This is a genomic window from Hymenobacter telluris, assembly GCF_017313265.1.
GTDB lineage: Bacteria > Bacteroidota > Bacteroidia > Cytophagales > Hymenobacteraceae > Hymenobacter > Hymenobacter telluris.
Window position 1 is genome coordinate 1 of the sequence record NZ_JAFLQZ010000006.1, and the last position, 19,565, is coordinate 19,565.

General features: G+C 54.7%; 18 protein-coding genes and 1 tRNA gene. 8 read left to right on the forward strand and 11 right to left on the reverse strand.

Features of this window, described 5'->3' with window-relative positions; genetic code table 11:
* The 4 genes from J0X19_RS10890 to J0X19_RS10905 all read right to left on the reverse strand — a co-directional run.
* Positions 1–275: hypothetical protein (locus J0X19_RS10890; RefSeq protein ID WP_206984395.1), on the reverse strand; the 275-nt coding region annotated here is incomplete at its 3' end.
* 478 nt (positions 276–753) lie between these two features.
* Complete coding sequence (locus tag J0X19_RS10895; RefSeq protein ID WP_206984396.1) at positions 754–1,065, reverse strand: hypothetical protein; 312 nt, start codon at positions 1,063–1,065, stop codon at positions 754–756.
* A gap of 54 nt (positions 1,066–1,119) precedes the next feature.
* Positions 1,120–1,317, reverse strand: coding sequence for a hypothetical protein (locus tag J0X19_RS10900; RefSeq protein WP_206984397.1), 198 nt, complete (start codon positions 1,315–1,317; stop codon positions 1,120–1,122).
* A gap of 794 nt (positions 1,318–2,111) precedes the next feature.
* Positions 2,112–2,432 (reverse strand): hypothetical protein, encoded by a 321-nt coding sequence (locus tag J0X19_RS10905; protein ID WP_206984398.1) that lies wholly within the window; start codon positions 2,430–2,432, stop codon positions 2,112–2,114.
* Positions 2,433–3,012: 580 nt separating this feature from the next.
* On the opposite strand from J0X19_RS10905, the gene J0X19_RS10910 reads away from it, so the two are divergent.
* Entirely contained in the window at positions 3,013–3,486 is a 474-nt protein-coding gene (locus J0X19_RS10910) for a hypothetical protein (RefSeq protein WP_206984399.1), read from the forward strand.
* A 38-nt stretch (positions 3,487–3,524) separates the two neighbouring features.
* Here J0X19_RS10910 and J0X19_RS10915 read toward each other — a convergent pair whose 3' ends face one another.
* From J0X19_RS10915 to J0X19_RS10945, 7 genes are all read right to left on the reverse strand, one after another.
* Positions 3,525–5,690 (reverse strand): T9SS type B sorting domain-containing protein, encoded by a 2,166-nt coding sequence (locus J0X19_RS10915; protein ID WP_206984400.1) that lies wholly within the window; start codon positions 5,688–5,690, stop codon positions 3,525–3,527.
* Positions 5,691–6,197: 507 nt separating this feature from the next.
* Complete coding sequence (locus J0X19_RS10920) at positions 6,198–6,626, reverse strand: hypothetical protein (protein ID WP_206984401.1); 429 nt, start codon at positions 6,624–6,626, stop codon at positions 6,198–6,200.
* Between the two features lie 155 nt (positions 6,627–6,781).
* A complete protein-coding gene (locus J0X19_RS10925; protein WP_206984402.1) occupies positions 6,782–8,380 on the reverse strand; it encodes a T9SS type A sorting domain-containing protein in 1,599 nt (532 codons plus the stop codon).
* 64 nt (positions 8,381–8,444) lie between these two features.
* Entirely contained in the window at positions 8,445–10,031 is a 1,587-nt protein-coding gene (locus J0X19_RS10930; RefSeq protein WP_206984403.1) for a T9SS type A sorting domain-containing protein, read from the reverse strand.
* A 54-nt stretch (positions 10,032–10,085) separates the two neighbouring features.
* Entirely contained in the window at positions 10,086–10,430 is a 345-nt protein-coding gene (locus J0X19_RS10935) for a hypothetical protein (RefSeq protein ID WP_206984404.1), read from the reverse strand.
* A 12-nt stretch (positions 10,431–10,442) separates the two neighbouring features.
* Positions 10,443–10,874, reverse strand: coding sequence for a hypothetical protein (locus J0X19_RS10940; RefSeq protein WP_206984405.1), 432 nt, complete (start codon positions 10,872–10,874; stop codon positions 10,443–10,445).
* A gap of 271 nt (positions 10,875–11,145) precedes the next feature.
* A tRNA-Met gene (locus J0X19_RS10945) sits at positions 11,146–11,219 on the reverse strand.
* Positions 11,220–11,354: 135 nt separating this feature from the next.
* On the opposite strand from J0X19_RS10945, the gene J0X19_RS10950 reads away from it, so the two are divergent.
* The 7 genes from J0X19_RS10950 to J0X19_RS10980 all read left to right on the forward strand — a co-directional run bounded on the left by J0X19_RS10950 (position 11,355) and on the right by J0X19_RS10980 (position 19,512).
* Positions 11,355–11,768, forward strand: a complete 414-nt coding sequence (locus J0X19_RS10950; RefSeq protein WP_206984406.1) for an START-like domain-containing protein — start codon at positions 11,355–11,357, stop codon at positions 11,766–11,768.
* A gap of 114 nt (positions 11,769–11,882) precedes the next feature.
* Positions 11,883–13,316, forward strand: coding sequence for an LptF/LptG family permease (locus tag J0X19_RS10955; protein WP_206984407.1), 1,434 nt, complete (start codon positions 11,883–11,885; stop codon positions 13,314–13,316).
* A 151-nt stretch (positions 13,317–13,467) separates the two neighbouring features.
* Complete coding sequence (gene rpsO, locus J0X19_RS10960) at positions 13,468–13,743, forward strand: 30S ribosomal protein S15 (protein ID WP_022823754.1); 276 nt, start codon at positions 13,468–13,470, stop codon at positions 13,741–13,743.
* 186 nt (positions 13,744–13,929) lie between these two features.
* On the forward strand, positions 13,930–16,092 hold the full coding sequence (gene pnp / locus J0X19_RS10965) for a polyribonucleotide nucleotidyltransferase (protein WP_206984408.1): 2,163 nt from the start codon (positions 13,930–13,932) through the stop codon (positions 16,090–16,092).
* A gap of 113 nt (positions 16,093–16,205) precedes the next feature.
* Positions 16,206–17,069, forward strand: coding sequence for a sigma-70 family RNA polymerase sigma factor (locus J0X19_RS10970; RefSeq protein ID WP_022823752.1), 864 nt, complete (start codon positions 16,206–16,208; stop codon positions 17,067–17,069).
* Positions 17,070–17,303: 234 nt separating this feature from the next.
* Positions 17,304–18,251 (forward strand): thioredoxin-disulfide reductase, encoded by a 948-nt coding sequence (gene trxB, locus J0X19_RS10975; RefSeq protein WP_206984409.1) that lies wholly within the window; start codon positions 17,304–17,306, stop codon positions 18,249–18,251.
* 142 nt (positions 18,252–18,393) lie between these two features.
* Positions 18,394–19,512 carry a M23 family metallopeptidase gene (locus J0X19_RS10980; RefSeq protein ID WP_317194768.1) on the forward strand — a complete coding sequence of 373 codons (1,119 nt, stop codon included), beginning with the start codon at positions 18,394–18,396 and terminating at the stop codon, positions 19,510–19,512.
* The last annotated feature ends 53 nt before the right edge of the window (positions 19,513–19,565 follow it).

Genomic DNA, 19,565 nt, shown 5'->3' on the forward strand with positions numbered 1-19,565 from the left:
GTTTCGGTAGCTTCCTCCGGCGTAGCGAGGGCCGGCTTAGGTGAAGGCACCGAAACGGCTTGGCAAGCTTCTTCATGCCAAGCCAATAATTCGCCACACGTCGGGCAACTAGAGGCAACCCCATCATCGTAAGCAACTTCATCGGCGGCATCGGCCACGGAATCCATGACGTCCGCTTCTTCCGCTACAACAGGGTCTAACACAACAGTTTGCGGGTTTTTTCTTTTGGCAGCCATTTCTAACAAACTAAGCGAGTCAGCTAAAATAGCTAGCACACTTTAGTTAGCCAAACTAAGCTCGTTAGACTATGAAGTGGTAGAAGCAAATAAAGTCGTGAATAAGTAAGCTGAAACACTAAAAGCCAATCATGCTTGGGTAAGCTTTTAGCACGGTAGAAGGTCGGAAGCGTTACCGAACAAACGGACACGGTAAGGCAAAAACGAGGTAAAGCCTAAAAACTATCGGGTGATACCAGCCCATAGTACCCACGGCCCGTTGCGAGACGCAGCCAGCCAGCTTAATTGATTGAAGCACAGCGACTACTGTATATTTATATGATTCCACTCACGCTACGCCTTGAGTGTGTTCTAAAAAACAAAAAGCGGCCTCTCCACTACAGAGAGGCCGCTTTTAACAAGCATCAGGAACAAAAGTTGAATGGGTTGCCACGAAAGCAGATATAGCCTCTACAGGGTGCGTCACCATCAATTGTGCTTACCACCAACACCAGGCAGGGTTTCTCTATGTGTAGGGCTACGGCGTGCGGCGCTTGAGCAAATAGCGGTAACGATCCTCATGCACGCCATTGGGCAGCACTTCCCAACCAAGCGCGTAGAGATAATTGAGGACGGCGGCTTCGTCGGGAAAACGGCGCGCTTTGCCGTTTTCCTGCACGTAATCATACTCGCGAGTGGGGGTTACGCCATCGGAGAGGGAGAGCTGACAGTACGAGCCTAACTGCCAGATGCGGGCAACCCCGTACATAGGCGGCGCCGCAGTAGCCACGGCAGGCGCTTGCTGAGCTTGGGCGGCTGGCAGGGCCGCACTAATGCCAAGAGCGAGCAATAGGAAGGAGTAAGTGCTTCATAAACTAAGTAGCATAGAAGCCTTGCTTAGCCTCTAGCCCACACCATTGAGCAAATTGCGTACCGTGTCGTAGGATTCCTGCACCAAAAAATTGGGGTATTCCTTTTCTAAAAAGCCGTTGAAGCTTAAGAGCGTGTGTTGCCCGGCTGGCACAATGCGCACCACGTAATCGGTGTTGATGAGCTGTTGCTGGCCGTTTGCTAGGTGCGTTACTTCAATGAATTGGGGCATGAGAGAGTGGAGTAGTAAGTTGATTATGTCTGCCGTCCAGCACCACGTCCCAGCACAACAGCAATACTAAATACGTGAAGACTTAGCGGCAAGCAGTCGGCGAGAATAAATTTCTTTGTGCTTGGTGTAAGGGGCGACTGGTGCCGTTGGGCTGAACGGGGTGGTGACTTTGAAGCGCAAGACCAGCCTATTGTTCGTTAACTCCTTGATGAGCAGGTTGTAATTGGTTGCAATTGAAAAAATGGGAAAGTATTTTCTGACACAGCAGATTCAGCGAATCTGCTGTGTCAGAAAAAAATAAATGTGCTAGCACTGAGTGCCCCGGATTTGGGCACGCAATAGGTGGCGGTGTTGGAGGAGTAATGGAGGTTTCTGGTGCCACGTACTACAGCCTTCAGCCAGGCCTGATGTGCTAGCTGACGAATAATAACGGCGTCATGAGGGCGTAGGAAGCTGGCGGGGCAGCCGGTTAGGGTATCCCGCAGCTGGCGGTAGAGCACGGTAGAAGTGGCAAGTTGCAATCCGTGAGGATTCATAGTGGCAGTGGCCCGAATTGGGTGGCTAGTAGTGCCTGGTAGCGGTAGGGTATCTTGCGCCCAAACCGATGCTGGTACTAACATCAAGGAAGCTAATCATATGCAGGAACCGGTGGTAAAATTCCATTAGTGGGGCTCCGTGGGAGGGGCTGTTGCTGTCTGCAAGTGAGCCGCTTGCGCAAGGTGCGCCTGCTGGTGCTTGGCAACCACTGCTTAACTCAGGCCCGCACCGCCTACCTGCTGGCTAGCGCTACTGCCTTAAGCGAGTAACTGCTCCTGCTTGCGCCTACAGGTGGCAACTTGCTCGAGTACGCTCAGGGCTTGCACGGTGCTGGCAAACTGCGCGCTGGCGCTGGGTGCCGGAAAAGCCGGTGCCTGTTGCAGCGCCAGCTGGTTTTTGTAGAACTGGTCACGCAGCTCAGGCGGGCAGATCAGCAATTGGGCAAACGGCATCTCGTGGTAGTGGCGCAGCAGTTCGCGCCGGATGGCATAAAGCACCGACAGGCCATGTTCGGGGGAGGTGGCGCTGCCTTCCAGCTCCGCGCGCAATTGCTGTAGGCGGGGGTATATATTTTCCATTTCAACAAGTGGGTGGGCCTCCGCATACGGTCGGGTTACCTGGCCGGTTTTCTGCTTTCCTGGCTTCAGGTCCTTGGTAAACGGCAGCAGTTTCTGCAACCCGAGCGCAGCCACTCCTAGTAATCAGCTAGTACCGCGCGCATTACAACGCCGAACGGTAGCATGCGGCCCTCGGTTATCTAGCCCCACCCACGTTGAAAACCGGTTCCAAACTAGCTGTGTAATTGAGCCAGCCCTCCTCATCACAACTACTATTGCTTGGCTGATACTGTAAGAATTACTTACGCTAACCTGCGCTGCCACTTACTTGTAGCTCGGCACAAATAGGGACCAAACGTGACATAACCCGTTTGGAGCTTTAATGAGAACCAGGCAACCAACCAGGCAATAGCTAAGTAGTAGCACACGAGGGCCGGGATGGTAGTAGGTCATCCTGCGGCAGACAGTCCGGAATTACGAAGCCGAGCGGCCAGGTAAGTGGATTGTACTGGCCTGGTTGCTATAGAATAGCAGCAAGGATAAGGTGCGTACAAAGTCGAATGTTTAGCGGGATTATGCCTTTTTGCGTACTATTATCATTATGAGTAAACTATTACTGTTGATAGGCGCTTTGCTGCTAGCTGCGGGCTGTAGCACGGAGAAAAAACAGGTCGATCCGCAGCCTGTAGCTAATGTAGGCAAGAGTATAATCAGCTACCAAGTGAATGGCCAATCCCGCTCTCACTCGGCCACTGCGCGTTACCAGCCCGGCTCATTAGTAACGAACACCTTTGACGTACTGAGCATCGAAGGGAGAGATACCAGCAGCACTTCGGGGAGAGAGCATGTGCAAATAGACTTTCTTAAGGGGCCTGGCCGGCCAGATTCCGAATACCGCATTATTTCTATCCGCTTTACCGACTCGGCCAACAACCTCACGTGGGGGCTTTCAGTGCAGGGTACACTGGGAACCCGGAGTGGCAAATGGACGGGGGCCTTTGCGGGTACGGCAACCAACCAATTCGGTATTCCTCAGGCGGTTATCACCGGCGAGTTCAGTGATGTGCCTAACTAGCAGAACACGCATGAGCGAAATGTCAGCAAGCAAGCTGTTCAGCGAATCACTTCCACCCAGCCTTTGAGGCGCCGGCCCGTACTTGAGTGCACAAGCAAATAATAGTACACGCCGTCGGGCAGGCCAGTTGCTGCCCATTGGCCACTGTACTGCGCTTGTTCATACACGCGCTTGCCCCATCGGTTGTAAACCTGTATGTCCCATACGTTAGGTTCGAGTCCAACCAGCCTGAACGTTTCGTTGTTCGTGTCGCCGTTTGGGGTAATGACGTTGGGAATCAGCAGAGGGCAGTCGTCGCCGAAGCGCAATTGTACTTGTGCTTGGCTGGAGCAGCCATCCCGAGAGGTAACCGTAACGGCATACGTTCCGGGGGCCGTAGCGGTAAAGCTAGGCGCGGTGCTGCCGTCTTGCCACCGGTAGGTACTGCCAAGGGGTTGTCCAGTCGGGGCGAGGACCACTTGCTGGTCGGCACAAATGGTTTGATCGGGGCCTAACGAAACCGAGGGAATTGGTAAAAACGACAGGTTAACGGAATCCCGAATCGGGCACCGCTGCGGGGCCGTTACTTCCACCCAGTAGCGTCCGCTACGGGTGGCAGTGTACTGAGCGGCCGTAGAACCATCTTGCCAGCGGAAGGTCGTGCCCAGTGGTTGCACTGGTGTGACCCGCAGCACGGCTGGCGTACCGCTACAGAGCGCGGCTGATTCTACGCTCAGCCGCGCCTGGGTGTAGGGCAAGATTGTTACGGTTTGGGTGTACGTATGGGTAGCGCCGCTCACTTCCCGTACCGTCATCGTTGTTGTGTAGGTGCCAACTGCGGCGTATTGGTGCGTAGCCGTGTATCCAGCGGCCGTATTGGCAGGTCCTGCGGCTGGCTCACCAAAGTTCCAGGTGACAATGGCATCAGGAATTTCCGGGTAAATAGAGGCCGTAAATACTGCTGCCTGTCCCAGGCAAAGCTCAGAGCGCAGGAGGCCGAAGTTGACGAGTAGCTGCCCCGGTACGGGGGGGCGTACGAGTACGTTGGGCAACCCCAGTTGGCTGTTGTGGCCGGGCGAGAATCCTGCCACGGCATTGAATTGATAGCCGCAGCCTAGGCCAGGCGTATTCGGTGAGTTGATCACGCAGACCCCGTTCGAATTCATGAAGGCAGCGTACAATGCGCCGTAAATCTTCTGGTCTGGGCCAAGTTGCAGGGCTCCTAACGCCGAATTTGCTCCTACCGGCGCAAAGGGAATCCGGGTGATTTCCGTTACGCCCCCGCCGAGTAAGTCATACTGATAGAGGCTAGGAGAGGAGCTAACGTACAGCAGCTGCCCATTGGGAGAAAACTCCAGCCCGTAATAGTTCTGCGCTATTGCGCGGGAAACATCCGGCAGGCGGCGCGGCCCCGATACTACGCCCGTGCCATAGTTGAAATCAAACACTTCCACGGCTCCGCTGAACTGTGCTACTGCTAAGCGCTGGCCCGTGGGCGAGACCTTCATGTAGCCGACGGCATTATAGTCGCTGCGTAAATTAGCTCCACCTTGATGGACAATGCCTCCGGCGGACTGCACAGGGGGGAGCGTGAACCCGTTGACTGTCAGCAAGTAACTCAAAAAGATGTTGCTGTTCCAGCCGTGTACCACAATCCACATATCCCGTTGGTTGGCATGCCGTACGGCCACCAACTTTTCGGTGAGACGCTTCTCGGGTAGAGGCACCGGCACCGGAACAGCCTTACGCACCACTTCGCCGAGGCCACCTTGGCGGTTCATGTCAATTACGGAGTACTGCAGGCCTCGTTGTAAGCCGTTTTCGGCAGCGTCAACAGTGAAAACGTAATACTGTCTGGCCGCTCCGGGTAGCGGCACAATGGTTACCCCTTGGGTAGCGGAATTAGGAGGTAACTCGGAGCGAATCGGATCCTCGAAGCCACCAAGCCCTTGGCCATTGGTCATCACCTGGTGCTGGCGGTTCCAGGCTGTAATACCGTTGGTGTAGAAGAGCAGCTGACCTTGCGCATCCGAGATGGAAGCACAGCCTTCGCCCGAAATTAGCGCTCCGTCAGTGAGTACCTGCACGCCAGTATTGGAGAAGAGCAGCCCGGCCTGCCGTCCAAAATACCAGGTGTTGAATTCTCCTTGGGCGAGGGCCGGTAATCCAAAGAGCCAAAACAGGGCTAACCATAGAGTAATGGTCCGCTTGGTGGCAGCAAACATAAACGAGTGGATATGAGAGTAGAGGGTTCAATAACCGCTTGCTAGCTAACAATAGCAGCAATATGTACGGTGCTAAAGCCACGTTTTACCTACTTGCCAAAGCTGACATAGTTCACTGTCGGATAAGAAGCAGAAGGTACAGTGTAAGAATCTGGAGCCAGACTGCAGGCAATCAGGGGCTTTACCAATATTGCATGTTGAACTCCGTCCCCTAAAGTAGCCCCTGGAAAAACGAAAAAGGCCTCCCTGAATTAGGAAGGCCTTTTCTTGTAGCGGGGACGAGAGTTGAATTAGTTGCCACAAAAGCGAAAGGCCATTTCCGCGCAATAGAAGCAGTTTTGGCGGTGAAGCCGATGCAGCTTTTGGGGCTGTTTGTGATAAAATTGTGATAAAAATTCTGCCTGTTTTTCACTGCGTGCGTGGAGATTCCGGCAGGCAAGATAACCAGGCCGCAGCGAGACTACTCTTTCACGCGCTTGGTGGTGCGGCCACTGCGCTTCAGACGTGTTACCGCGTGAAGCGTTCTTCCTCATCTATCTGATAGGGAATGATAGTCCCATAGGCGGGAGGCCCCTTGGTGTAAAGCACCAAGGTGTGGGCCGTCAATTCTTTGATTTCAACCGAAACAGGATTGTGGGCATATATTAGATTGTTTCCTTGCCGCTTGTAGCCCTTAGCACTCGCTTTATAGACGGGAGGAGAGGTAATTACGATAAAAATGCTGTCGGCCGTGATGTCAAGCCGGTAAGGAATGGGGAACGGCTCGGGGCCTTTAGTGGAAACTAATCTGCCGCCGGCATCATAGCTGTATTGGGTGGTACTCTCGTGCGTCCAGCTGCCCTCTAGCTTGGGGGCAGCGGGCGCCTCGTCTTTGTCCTGGCAACTGGCGGCGCCCAACAGCAGGGCGGCGCCTATGATCGATAAATACTTGCTCATGGAATTGTAGGGTAAAGGGAAGAATAAGAAAGGGTAAGATGGGGCAGCGCGGGCTGGCCCTAGTAAGCTAACGAAAATTCGCGGCGATACCACGGCCGAGCTACTGGCACGGGTTGTAGCGGCTACCCGGCAGGCTTCTGCAAGCACTAAGTCGCCTACTCTTTCACGAGCTTGGTGGTGCGGCCGGTGGTCTGGTCGCGCAGCAGGTAGAGGCCGGCAGGCAGGGAGTGCACGTCCAGGGGCTGGTTGGTGAGCTTGCCCGACAGCATGACCTGACCGAGTTGGTTGAGCAGCTGGTAGGGCGTGCCGAGCGGGCCGCGCAAGGTGAGCTGGGTGCGGGTGGGGTTAGGGTAGGCCGACAGGGCTGGGCGGGTAGTAGCGGCCGTAGTGGCCAGCGGAGCGGCGCCCAGCTTGACGACCCAATAGTCTTTGCCACCGTAATTGAGCTGGGTTTTGTCGCCGCTGATGCCAGAGGTGGAGGAGCCTGCAAGGAAGTAGCCTCCATCCGTAGTGAGCTGAATGCGAAGGATATAATCACCCCCGCTGCCGCCAATCGTTTTATCCCATTGCTTGGTGCCGTTGGCATCCACCTTAACCAGCCACATATCATCCCCGCCTAGACTGGCCTGCGTTTTATCGCCGCTGATAGAGGAGTCGGATTGGCCGCCTAGGATATAGCCCCCATCGCTGGTTTGTTGCAACGCATAGAGCTCATTTCGGCCCGTGCCGCCGAAGGTCCTATCCCATTGCTTGGTGCCACTAGCATCCACTTTCACTACCCAGAAGCTAGTATAGCCTGGGTTGGGTTGCGTTTTATCGCCGCCGATGGGCGAATAAGAATAGCCCCCTAGGATGTAACCACCGTCGCTGGTTGGCTGCAGACTCGATAAGCTTTCTACGTTCGTGCCGCCGAAGGTCCTATCCCACTGCTTGGTGCCACTAGCATCTACTTTAACTACCCAATAGTCCGGGCTGCCTTGGCTGCCCTGGCTAGGTTGGGTCTTATCGCCGCTAATGGGAGAAGTAGAGTTGCCTCCGAGTAGGTAGCCCCCGTCGCTGGTTTGCACCAGGGTAGAGAGATAGTCGCTATTGGATCCACCAAAGGTGCGGTCCCACTGCTTGGTGCCGTTGGCATCCACCTTGATGAGCCAATAATCGGCGGGAACTGAAAAGGGAAATGATGATCCGATAACATCGGGGGAACTGGTGTAGCCCGCGAGAATGTAGCCCCCATCGCTAGTTTGTTGCAGAGTTCTGAGTTCATCGGCTGCCGTGCCGCCGTAGGTTCTATCCCATTGCTTGGTGCCACTGGCATCCACCTTAACTACCCAGTAATCGTACATGATGCCCTGATTCGCCTGGGTTTTGTCGCCGCCGATACCGGAGTACGATATGCCGCCCAGGATATAGCCCCCATCGCTGGTTTGTTGCAGCGTAAAAAGAATATCTTGGTCCGTACCGCCGAATGAGCGTTCCCACTGCTTGACACCGGTGGCACTCATCTTGACGATCCAATAGTCATAGTCTCCTTGACTAGGTTGGGTTTTGTCGCCGCTGATGCCCGATCTAGAAGCTCCCCCTACAATGTAGCCCCCATCGCTGGTGAGCACTGTTGCGTACAACTCATCGGCTGCAGTGCCGCCAAAGGTACGGTCCCATTGTACGAGAGGAGTCTGGGTTTGGGCGGTGGCGTAATAGGCGTTGCCAAGCAGGCAGGCGGCGGCAAACAGCAGGGAGAGTACTAATTGATTCATATAGAGGAGATAAGGAGATAGAAAGAAAGGTATATTCCTGGCAATGACCAACCTGCCGTAGATCTTACTCTTTCACGAGCTGGGTGATGCGGCCGGTGGTCTGGTCGCGCAGCAGGTAGAGGCCGGCAGGCAGGGAGTGCACGTCCAGGGGCTGGTTGGTGAGCTTGCCCGACAGCATGACCTGACCGAGTTGGTTGAGCAGCTGGTAGGGCGTGCCGAGCGGGCCGCGCAGGGTGAGCTGGGTGCGGGCGGGGTTGGGGTAGGCCGACAGCGCCGGGCTAATAGTAGCGGCCGTGGTAGCTAGAGGCGCGGCGCTGAGTTTGACTATCCAGCAGTCAAAGGAACCTTGACTGGCTTGCGTTTTATCACCACTGATACCCGATTCACTCCAGCCCGCTAGGATATAGCCGCCGTCACTGGTTTGCTGAAGCGCTTCAAAGGCATCCTCCGAATTTCCTCCAAAAGTACGGTCCCAAAGCTTAGTGCCATTCATACTGAGCTTAACTAGCCAATAGTCCCTACTTCCTTGACTGGCTTGCGTCTTATCACCACCAATACTGGAATTAGACTTACCGCCCAAAATGTAGCCCCCATCACTGGTTTGCTGAATAGCATTCAAAACGTCATTATTGCTTCCTCCAATTGTGCGGTCCCATTGCTTGGCGCCGCTGGCATCGAGCTTGAGTACCCAGTAGTCAACTCCGCCTTGGCTGGCTTGCGTCTTATCCGTGCTACTACCGGAGGACGAGCTACCCGCGAGAATATAGCCGCCGTCGCTGGGTTGCTGCAGGCTCTGGAGATAGTCGTCGTCGCTCCCCCCAAAAGAACGGTCCCATTGTTTGCTGCCGCTCGCATCGAGTTTGACGATCCAATAATCGGAGAGACCTTGCCTGGGTTGCGTTTTGTCGCCGCTGCTACCGGATTCGGATGCTCCGCCGATTATATAGCCGCCATCACTGGTTTGCTGGAGGGTAGAACTTAAATCTTCGCTGGAACCCCCGAAGGTCTTATCCCATTGTTTGGTGCCACTAGCGTCCACCTTGACGATCCAGTAATCAGCGAGCCCCCGATTAGGTTGTGTTTTATCCCCAGTGACTCCGGAATAAGAATGCCCGCCCAGCACATACCCTCCATCAGTGGTTTGTTGGACGCTATACAAGTAATCGGACGTGTTGCCCCCAAAGCTTCGGTCCCATTGTTTAGTGCCGCTGGCATCAAGCTTGATTACCCAATAGTCAAAAGAACCCTGGCTGGCTTGCGTCTTATCGCCACCGATTCCGGAATCACTTTGTCCGGCCAGAATATAACCGCCGTCACTGGTTTGTTGGAGGCTATATAGAATATCTTGCGCTGTTCCCCCAAAGCTTCGATCCCACTGTTTGGTGCCGCTGGCATCCACCTTGACGATCCAGTAATCGGAATCACCTTGACTGGCCTGGGTTTTGTCGCCACTGATGCCAGAGAATGAAGTGCCTCCTATGATATAGCCACCATCACTAGTTTGCCGGATGCCATCCACATACTCAATTCCGCTCCCACCAAACGTCTTGTCCCATTGCTTAGTGGGGGCCACGGCTTGGGCGGTGGCCTGGGGCGCGGCGCTGAGCAGGCAGCCGGCGGTTAAGAAGAGAGCGGATAGAAGTATGCGCATAGGTTGAAATAGAGAAACAGGAAAAGGCCGGTTTAAAGCTAGCACCGGCCGCGGCTACAGCAGGCGGCGCTTGAGCAGGAAATAATGTATGATACCGTCGCTAGTAACGCCCAATGGCTGTACGTCCCAGCCCAGCTGGTAGAGGAAGTTGAGGGCCGCTGCTTCGTCGGTAAAGCGCCGTCTCTTGCCATTTTCCTCCAGATAGTCAAACGTGCGCGTGGGCGTGACGCCATCGGCCAGCCCGAGGTGGCAGTAGTCGGTGTTAGCCAGCCAGATGCGCGCCGACCCGTACATCGGTTTGGCGGGCGCGGCGGCGGCTGGCGCTTGCTGGGCGTGAGCATTGGAAAGGCCTGCCCCCAGGCGGAGGGTAACGAGCAACAGCAGATACTGGTGGCGCATAACGGTATGGGCTTAACGGGAGTAGATTTCTTCGTGCTCGGTATAAGGCCCACCCGGCGCCGTTGGCCGGGGCGGTACCGTAATCTTGAAGCGCAACACCAGTTTGTCGTCCGTCAGCTCCTTGATGAGCACGTGGTAGGTGGTATTGAAAGAGAAGAAGGAAAAACTGCTAGTTCCTTGGCGAATGATGGGGCCGCTATTAAGCATCATTACATTAGTGTTTTGATAGCGGTAGATTAGCGAGTCTTTCGTGATGGCCATTTTCGAGTACTGAAAGCCGGCACGCTCTTCCTGGTGCGTGAGCGTACCAGCCCCATCGTAGTAGTAGAGGGTACTGTTTTCCGGCGTCCAGTGGCCCTCCAGCGCGGGTTCCGGGTCATTCTTTTTACAGGCACCCAGCACCCCGGCCAGGCTCAATAGCGATACGAGGAACAGATGGCGCATAAGGGGTACGGGGTAAAACGAGTTAACTGGGCACAGCACCTAGGCCGCGGCCGGCATCATAGTAATGTAGTAGTTGGCGCAGTGCACGGCCAGCAGCAGCACATCTCCAGATCCGGTAGTCGATATACCACCGTTTGCTTATGTCGCCATCAGCGTCAAAAAGCCGGGGTTCGTACTCGAGCGGATATATGGTGTTGTGATAATTCTACGATAAAAAAATAACAAGTAACAAAAAATGGCCTCTCCATTGCGGAGAGGCCATTTTTGCAAGTAGCGGGGACGAGAGTTGAACTCGTGACCTCAGGGTTATGAATCCTGTGCTCTAACCAACTGAGCTACCCCGCCGGGTTTTTGGTGCCGCAAAGGTAGCAACTATATTTGTTCTGGTGCAAGTGCTGCCTTGAAAAAAACTCATGTATATTGGCTGCATTCTGGCAGTTTCCGCCTGCTAGAAAGTGCCTATTTTAGTTTCTTCAGCTTATGCCTCTCTCCGCTACTCGTCGCAAACACCGGTTTACGGTGGAATTTCCCGTCAATGCGTCGCCCAAAATTCTGTATCCCTACTTGGCATCGGCCTCTGGCCTGTCGCAGTGGTTTTGCCAGGATGTAAGAATCGACGAAGACCACCGCTTCAATTTCATCTGGGACAATCAGCCCCACTACGCCGAAATGAACTCGCACCGCACCAACCGCTCGGTGCGCTTTGTATTTCTCGACGCCAACAAGCGCCACACGCCGGATGCCAATTTTCTTGATTTCAGCCTCGAAGAGTCGCAGCTAACCCAGGAAGTATACGTGCGGGTGATGGATTACTCGGAGGAGACGGACGAGGAGGAGTTGCAGGAAATGTGGGAGGGACTAGCGCAAAAGCTTCGGGAACAGGTAGGGGGCTAGCTACGTTTTCAGCTACGGGCATAGAGCACACGCGAAACGGATAGTACCTTCGTTTCTTGGTCGGTGGCTGCTCCGATAACTAGCCCCGCAGAATGGGGCAGTTTGTAGCATAACATGAAAAAACTCGATAAGCTGATTCTGCAGGCCTTCGCTGGCCCGTTCCTGCTCACGTTTGCGGTAGTGCAGTTCATTCTGCTCACCCAATACATGCTCAAGTATCTCGACGACCTAGTGGGCAAAGACCTGGGTTTCGATATTATTGGGCAGTTACTGTTCTACTTCAGCGTGCTCATGGTGCCGGTGTCGATGCCACTGGCGGTGCTGCTTTCGTCGCTCATGACGTTTGGTACCTTGGGGGAACACCACGAGTTAACTGCCATCAAAACGTCGGGTATTTCTCTAACGCGCATTCTGCGGCCCGTGCTGATTACCAGTATTCTGCTGGCCGTGTTTGCATTCTGGTTCAATAACAACATTGTGCCGAAGGCCAACCTGCGGGCGTACAGCCTGCTTTGGGATTTGCGCCAACAGAAACTAGCCCTTGATATTCGGCCCGGCGTTTTCTACAATGGTATCCCCGGTTATACCATTAAGGTGAACGACAAGCTGGGCGAAGATGGCGACATCCTGATGGGCATCATGATTTATGACCACACCCAGGGCTCGGGCAATATGCGCGTGATTCTGGCTGATTCGGGCCGGATGTTCACCCGGTTCGGCGGCCAGTACTTGGGGTTGGAGCTGTTTCGGGGCCAGAGCTACGTAGAACAGCCCGATGCTAACAGCCGGGCCGGCGCTAGCTTTATTCGGCAGGCCTTCAGCCGCAACATGATTACGTTTTCGCTGGCCTCTTTCGATCTGAACCGGACCAAGGAAGAGTTGTTTGAAGACAATAAAATGATGAAAAATGTGGGGCAGCTGCACAATTTCATCGATTCTTTGCAAAACCGGCTGCGTACCGAGCAGCACCAGGTACCCCGCATGGTGTCGCCTTACTACACGTATCTGCGCTTCGATACCACTGGGCAGGCCGCCAACCATCGGGTGGAGCAGTGGCAGGTGCCGGTGGCTAAGCTGCCAGTGGTGAGCGTGAGTACTATGGAACAGGCCGCTAATCGAGCGCGCAATGTGCGCGCCTTTGCGGGGAGTACCGGGGAGCGGCTGGCCAATCTGGCAAAGGAAACCGGCAATTACCGCATCGAAGTCTACCGCAAGTACGTGCAGTCGGCGGCTATTCTGCTGATGTTTTTGATTGGGGCACCGTTGGGCGCCATCATCAAAAAGGGCGGTTTGGGTGTGCCTATTCTGGTGTCCATCTTGTTTTTTATCATCTATTATATCTTCTCCATTATCGGGGAGAAGTATGGCCGGGAAGGCGTAATGCCCGTTGATTTTGGCATGTGGATGTCAACTCTGATTCTGCTGCCGTTCGGCTTGTTCTTTCTCTACCAAGCTCGTAACGACTCAGGCCTGTGGGAATGGAACCTGTGGGACAAACTGCCCGCCAAAATCCGCTGGCCTTTCCGCGGATATAAGCGGACGGTGTGAGTTGTTGGGTGTCAGGGCGTACGGATACTTCTCAACTGACACCCAACAACTCACAACTAGAAACTATTTTTCGTACCTTTGCGGCCACCTCGAGGTGCGGGGTGACATTTTTTTCATTTTTATATCCAAGACGGGGAAAACCTATCTGCCGATGAAACTTACAACCGAAGCAAAACAGGCCATTTTCGAGAAAAACAGCCTGCAAAAAGTGGCCACCGACACCGGTTCGGCCGAAGCACAAATTGCGCTGTTCACGCACCGCATCACGCACCTCACGGAGCACTTGAAAGTTAACAAGAAGGACTTCTCGACCCGCCTGGGTTTGTTGAAACTTGTTGGTAAGCGCCGCCGGATGCTGGACTACCTCCAGCACCGCGAAATCAACCGCTACCGTGCCATCATCAAGGAGCTGGGTATTCGTAAGTAACCCGCCCCGTTGGAGCAGGGAGCCTTTCTTCATCGGAAGGTTCCCTGCTCTTTTTTTGCCGGGTTGGGTACCTTTCCCCGCACTCGGCTGTTATATTCCAGAGAATAATTTTCAGAGCAAAATAGGGCCTTCGAGGGCCCTGTTTTTTCGGCTGCTCGCCCGCTGTCGCTTCCAAGCAAATAGAAGATGCCCAACTACAACGCGGTTACCAAACACATTACCCTGCCGGATGGCCGGCAGATTTCCATTGAAACCGGCAAACTGGCCAAATTCGCCGATGGCGCCGTGGTGGTGCGCCTAGGTGATGCCATGCTGCTGGCGACGGTGGTGTCGCAGCCGAGCGCGCGCGGCGACGTGGATTTCCTGCCGCTGTCAGTTGATTACCAAGAGAAATTTGGTGGGGCTGGTAAGATTCCCGGTTCGTTCCAGCGCCGCGAAGGCCGCCTGTCCGATTACGAAATTCTGGTGTGCCGCATTGTGGACCGCATTCTGCGCCCGATGTTCCCCAAGGATTATCACTATGAGGTGCAGGTGCTGATTTCGCTGATTTCGGCCGATAAGGACGTGCAGCCCGACGCGCTGGCCGCACTGGCTGCTTCTGCGGCCATTACTATTTCCGACATTCCGTTTGCCGGCCCCATTTCCGAAGTGCGGGTAGCTCGCATCGACGGTAAGCTGCAAATCAACCCCAAAACGGCCGATATTGCCCGCGCCGACATCGACCTGATTGTAGGTGCTACGGCCGATTCGGTGGCTATGGTGGAAGGCGAGATGAACGAAGTAAGCGAAGAGGAAATGGTGGAAGCCATTGCCTACGCTCACGAGGCCATCAAGGAGCAGTGCCGCGTGCAAAGCGAGCTGGCTGCTGCTGTAGAGAAGGCGCAAATCAAGCGCGAGTATCCTAAATACGAGGAAAACGAAGACCTCAAATCCCGCGTTACGCAGGGCATCTACGACTTGGCTTACAAAGTGGCCCAGTTGGGTGATACCAGCAAAGCCGGCCGCAAAAAAGGCTTCGGCGGCGTGCGGGAGCAGTTCTTGCAGCAACTGGTTGCCGAGCAGCCTGAGTTGGATATGAAGCAGTTCGGCCGTTATTATTCATCGGCCGAGAAGAAAGCTATCCGCGACATGATGATCAAGGAGCGCACCCGCCTCGATGGTCGTAAGCTCACCGAAATTCGTCCTATCTGGTCGGAAATCAACTACTTGCCTGGCGCGCATGGTTCGGCCTTGTTTACCCGCGGCGAAACCCAGTCTTTGACCACGGTAGCCCTCGGCACTAAGCTCGACGAGCAAATCATTGACTCGGCGATGCAGTCGGGTTACAGTAAGTTCATGCTGCACTACAACTTCCCGGCCTTCTCGACTGGTGAAGTGAAGCCGAACCGGGGCCCTGGCCGCCGCGAAATTGGCCACGGTAATCTGGCCCTGCGCTCTTTAAAGCGCGTGCTGCCTTCCGACGACGAGAATCCTTATACCATCCGCATCGTGTCGGACATTCTGGAGTCGAACGGCTCTAGCTCGATGGCCACGGTATGCGCTGGTTCATTGGCGCTGATGGATGCTGGCGTGAAAGTGCGGGCCGCTGTAGCAGGCATTGCTATGGGCTTGGTACAAGACAAAGAAACCGGTGAATACGCTGTATTGAGCGACATTCTCGGCGACGAAGACCACCTCGGCGACATGGACTTCAAAGTAACCGGCACCGAGAAGGGTATCGTAGCTTGCCAGATGGACATTAAAATCCAGGGTTTGAGCAACGAAATTCTGACGGCTGCCTTGCACCAGGCACGTGAGGGCCGGTTGCACATCCTGCGCGAGATGGCCAAAACCATCAATGCGCCGGCCGCCGACCTCAAGCCGCATACGCCCCGTTCTCACAAGATGCTCATCGATAAGGAGTACATCGGTGCCGTTATCGGGCCCGGCGGCAAGGTGATTCAGCAAATCCAGAAAGACACCAACGCCACGGTTATCATCGAGGAGAAGGACGAAAAAGGCCACGTGAGCATTTACGCTTCCAACAAGGAAGACATGCAGGCGGCCATCAGCCGGATTCAGGCCATTGCTGCTACGCCAGAAGTGGGGGAAACCTACAAAGGCAAAGTGCGTAGCATTCAGCCATACGGCGCTTTCGTGGAGATTATGCCGGGCAAAGACGGACTGCTGCACATTTCGGAAGTATCGCATGAGCGCCTCTCGGCGCTGGAAGGCGTGCTGGAAGTAGGGCAGGAAATTGACGTGAAACTGCTTGATATCGACAAGAAAACGGGCAAGTATCGTTTGTCGCGCAAGGTGCTTTTGCCGAAGCCGGAACGGACAACCGAACAGAACGGTACGGCCCAGTAGCCACTTGTAGAACTTTCGCGGGTACTGATACGTTGCTAACAACTGATCGGTACCCGTAGATTGGGTTTTCGGACGTTTATCAATTTCAGAAATACATACTTCTCGCGCCCGCAATGAGACAGTTAAAAATCAGCAAGCAGATCACCAACCGCGAAAGCCAGTCGCTGGATAAATACCTCCAGGAAATTGGTAAAGTGGATCTGCTCACGCCCGACGAGGAGGTGACGCTGGCGCAGCGCATCAAGGAAGGCGACCAGCAAGCGTTGGAAAAGCTTACCAAAGCCAACCTGCGTTTCGTGGTATCGGTAGCTAAGCAATATCAGAATCAAGGATTGTCGCTGGGGGATTTGATCAACGAGGGAAACCTTGGCTTGATTAAAGCCGCTAAGCGTTTCGATGAAACCCGCGGTTTTAAGTTTATTTCTTATGCTGTGTGGTGGATTCGCCAGTCCATTTTGCAAGCCTTGGCTGAGCAGTCGCGCATTGTGCGTCTGCCCCTTAACCGGGTAGGTTCGCTCAATAAAATCAGCAAGTCGTTTTCGGAGCTAGAGCAGAAATTCGAGCGGGAGCCTTCGCCCGAGGAAATTGCCGAAGTACTGGAACTGACCACTTCGGAAGTGGTAGATACCCTGAAAATTTCGGGCCGCCACGTATCTGTTGATGCTCCGTTCGTGCAAGGCGAGGAAAACCGCCTGCTCGACGTGCTGGAAAACGAAGATGAAGAGTCGCCGGATACCGGCCTGATGAACGACTCGCTTCGCAAGGAAGTGCAGCGTGCCCTGAGCACCCTCACCAAGCGCGAAGCCGACGTTATTACGCTCTATTTCGGTTTGAACGGGGAACACTCGCTCACGCTGGAAGAAATCGGGGAAAAGTTCAACCTCACGCGGGAACGGGTTCGTCAGATCAAGGAAAAGGCTATTCGTCGTCTGCGCCACACTTCACGCTCCAAAGCGCTGAAGCCTTACTTGGGGTAATTATTTTACCCCATTCAATAAAAACCCCGGCCCTAGTGTTGGGGTTTTTTGTTGGCGAATGACAGCTTGCTTTATTGCCGGTAACAAGTGAAAACCCGCCTGGGGGTCAACTATAGTGTAGCAACCCGCTAGCTAAACCGGCAAACCAAGGGCCACTGCGTTCTACTCGCTTACCTTTGCCATCCTACTTTAACTTTTACGGCGCTGGCGCGAGCCTACGCTACTTTTACTCTCATGGAGAATACCACCCCAGAACACATAAAGTGTCTGATTATTGGCTCCGGCCCGGCGGGGTACACGGCGGCCATCTACGCGGCTCGGGCCAACTTGTCGCCGGTGATGTACCAGGGGCTGCAACCCGGCGGCCAACTCACCATTACCAACGATGTAGAAAACTTTCCCGGCTACCCCGATGGCATTATGGGGCCGGAAATGATGGAGGACCTGAAAAAGCAGGCCGCTCGTTTCGGTACGGATATTCGCTACGGCATTGCCACGGCGGTTGACTTTTCGGGGCACCCACATAAGGTTACTATCGACGAAAAGCTGGAGCTGACGGCCGATACGGTGATTATTGCCACTGGGGCATCGGCCAAATGGTTGGGGCTACCTTCCGAAATGCGGCTCAACGGTTCGGGCGTGTCGGCCTGTGCCGTGTGCGACGGGTTTTTCTACCGCGGCAAAGACGTGGCCATTGTGGGCGCCGGCGACACGGCTGCCGAAGAGGCTACGTATCTGGCCAACCTATGCAGCAAGGTGTACATGATTGTACGGAAAGGGGAGATGCGCGCCTCGAAAATCATGCAGAAGCGGGTAACCGACAACCCCAAGATTGAGGTGTTGTGGAACACCGTAACCGACGAAATTCTGGGTGAGCACGCCGTAGAAGCAGTGCGGGTGAAAAACGCCCTGACCCACGAAACCCGCGAGCTGGCCGTGGATGGCTTCTTTGTGGCTATCGGCCACGAGCCGAACTCCAAAATATTCCAGCCTTACCTGCACCATGATGAGCAAGGCTACCTGAAAACCCTGCCCGGCACGGCCAAAACCAACGTGGATGGTGTATTTGCCTGCGGCGACGTGCAGGACTATACCTACCGCCAGGCCGTAACGGCTGCCGGCTCAGGTTGCATGGCTGCTTTGGATGCGGAGCGCTACCTGGCGGCTCTCGGCGACCATTAACAGTGAAATAGTGAAATGGTGAGGGCATGAGTTGACTGTTCATATTGTGCTTTATGCGCAGATTGAGCGGTCAATTCCTGAATCTCACCATTTCACCACCTCACTATTTCACCACTTTATTGCTTTGCTCTTGCTAAATTTTGTGAAACACTGGCTGCTGCCGCTGCTACTGATCGGGCTGTTCATTGGCTTGCCCGGCCAGCTGCACGCCCAGCGTCGTCCGGTGCCGAAACCAAAGCCTGGTACTACCAAAAAACGAAGCGACTTTTTCCGCATCAAGTCGCCGATTATTCGCTACGTGCGGCCCGACACCACTATCCTGATTGAAACCCAGGAACTGCCTGATGATGGCTCTGATGCGGCCAAATCCATCTTCTTCAATCCGGCCAAAAAGCTGTCAATCGTCAGCGAGGATACGTCGTCGTTGAACGAGGGGGAACAGCACATTGTGGAGATAAAAGAAGAGGTCAAGATTGATTCTTCTTGGATTCAAGTGGCGGGGTACTATGCCATCTGGGACACGCACAACATCAACCCGTACCGCGTAGACGGGCGCCGCATCAAAGACACGCTGAACCTGCGGCTTACGGAACCGGAGCGGCAACGCTACGCCAAAATGCCCCTGGTGAAAACCCCCATGACGTCGGACTTCGGCTTCCGGGGCTCCCGCTGGCACTATGGCGTTGACCTGGATCTGGAAACCGGCGACTCGGTGAAGGCTGCTTTTGACGGGGTGGTGCGCATCAGTAAGTGGGATGGCTCAGGCTACGGCAACTACCTGCTGGTGCGCCATTATAATGGCATCGAGACCTTATATGGGCACATGCAAAAAGCGCTGGTAACGCCTGGTACCTTCGTGAAGGCCGGGCAGCTTATTGGCTGGGGCGGGAGTACCGGCCGCAGCTCCGGGTCCCACTTGCACTTCGAGGTCCGTTACGAAGGCAACCCCATCGACCCGGAGCGGATGTATGATTTCCCCGATTATCGGCTTATCAAAGACAACTTCCAGATTACGTCGGCACTGTTCAACTACTACAGCCGGTCGTTGAAGTACCGGGGGGGGAGCGTACCGGGGGCTGCTACCCGCAGCAGTAGTCGTAGCCAGCCTTCGGCCGCTCGGCGGGTGGTTACCCACAAAATCCGGAGTGGAGATACGCTGTCGGAAATTGCTGATAAATACGGGGTGTCACAGGCCCAGATTCGGCGCCTGAACGGCGGTACTGCCGTGTTGCGCATCGGCAGAAGTCTGCGGATTAAATAACTTCAATAGCTGATTGCTGCCTGGTAGGACAGCTGGCCGGGCTACTATTCTCG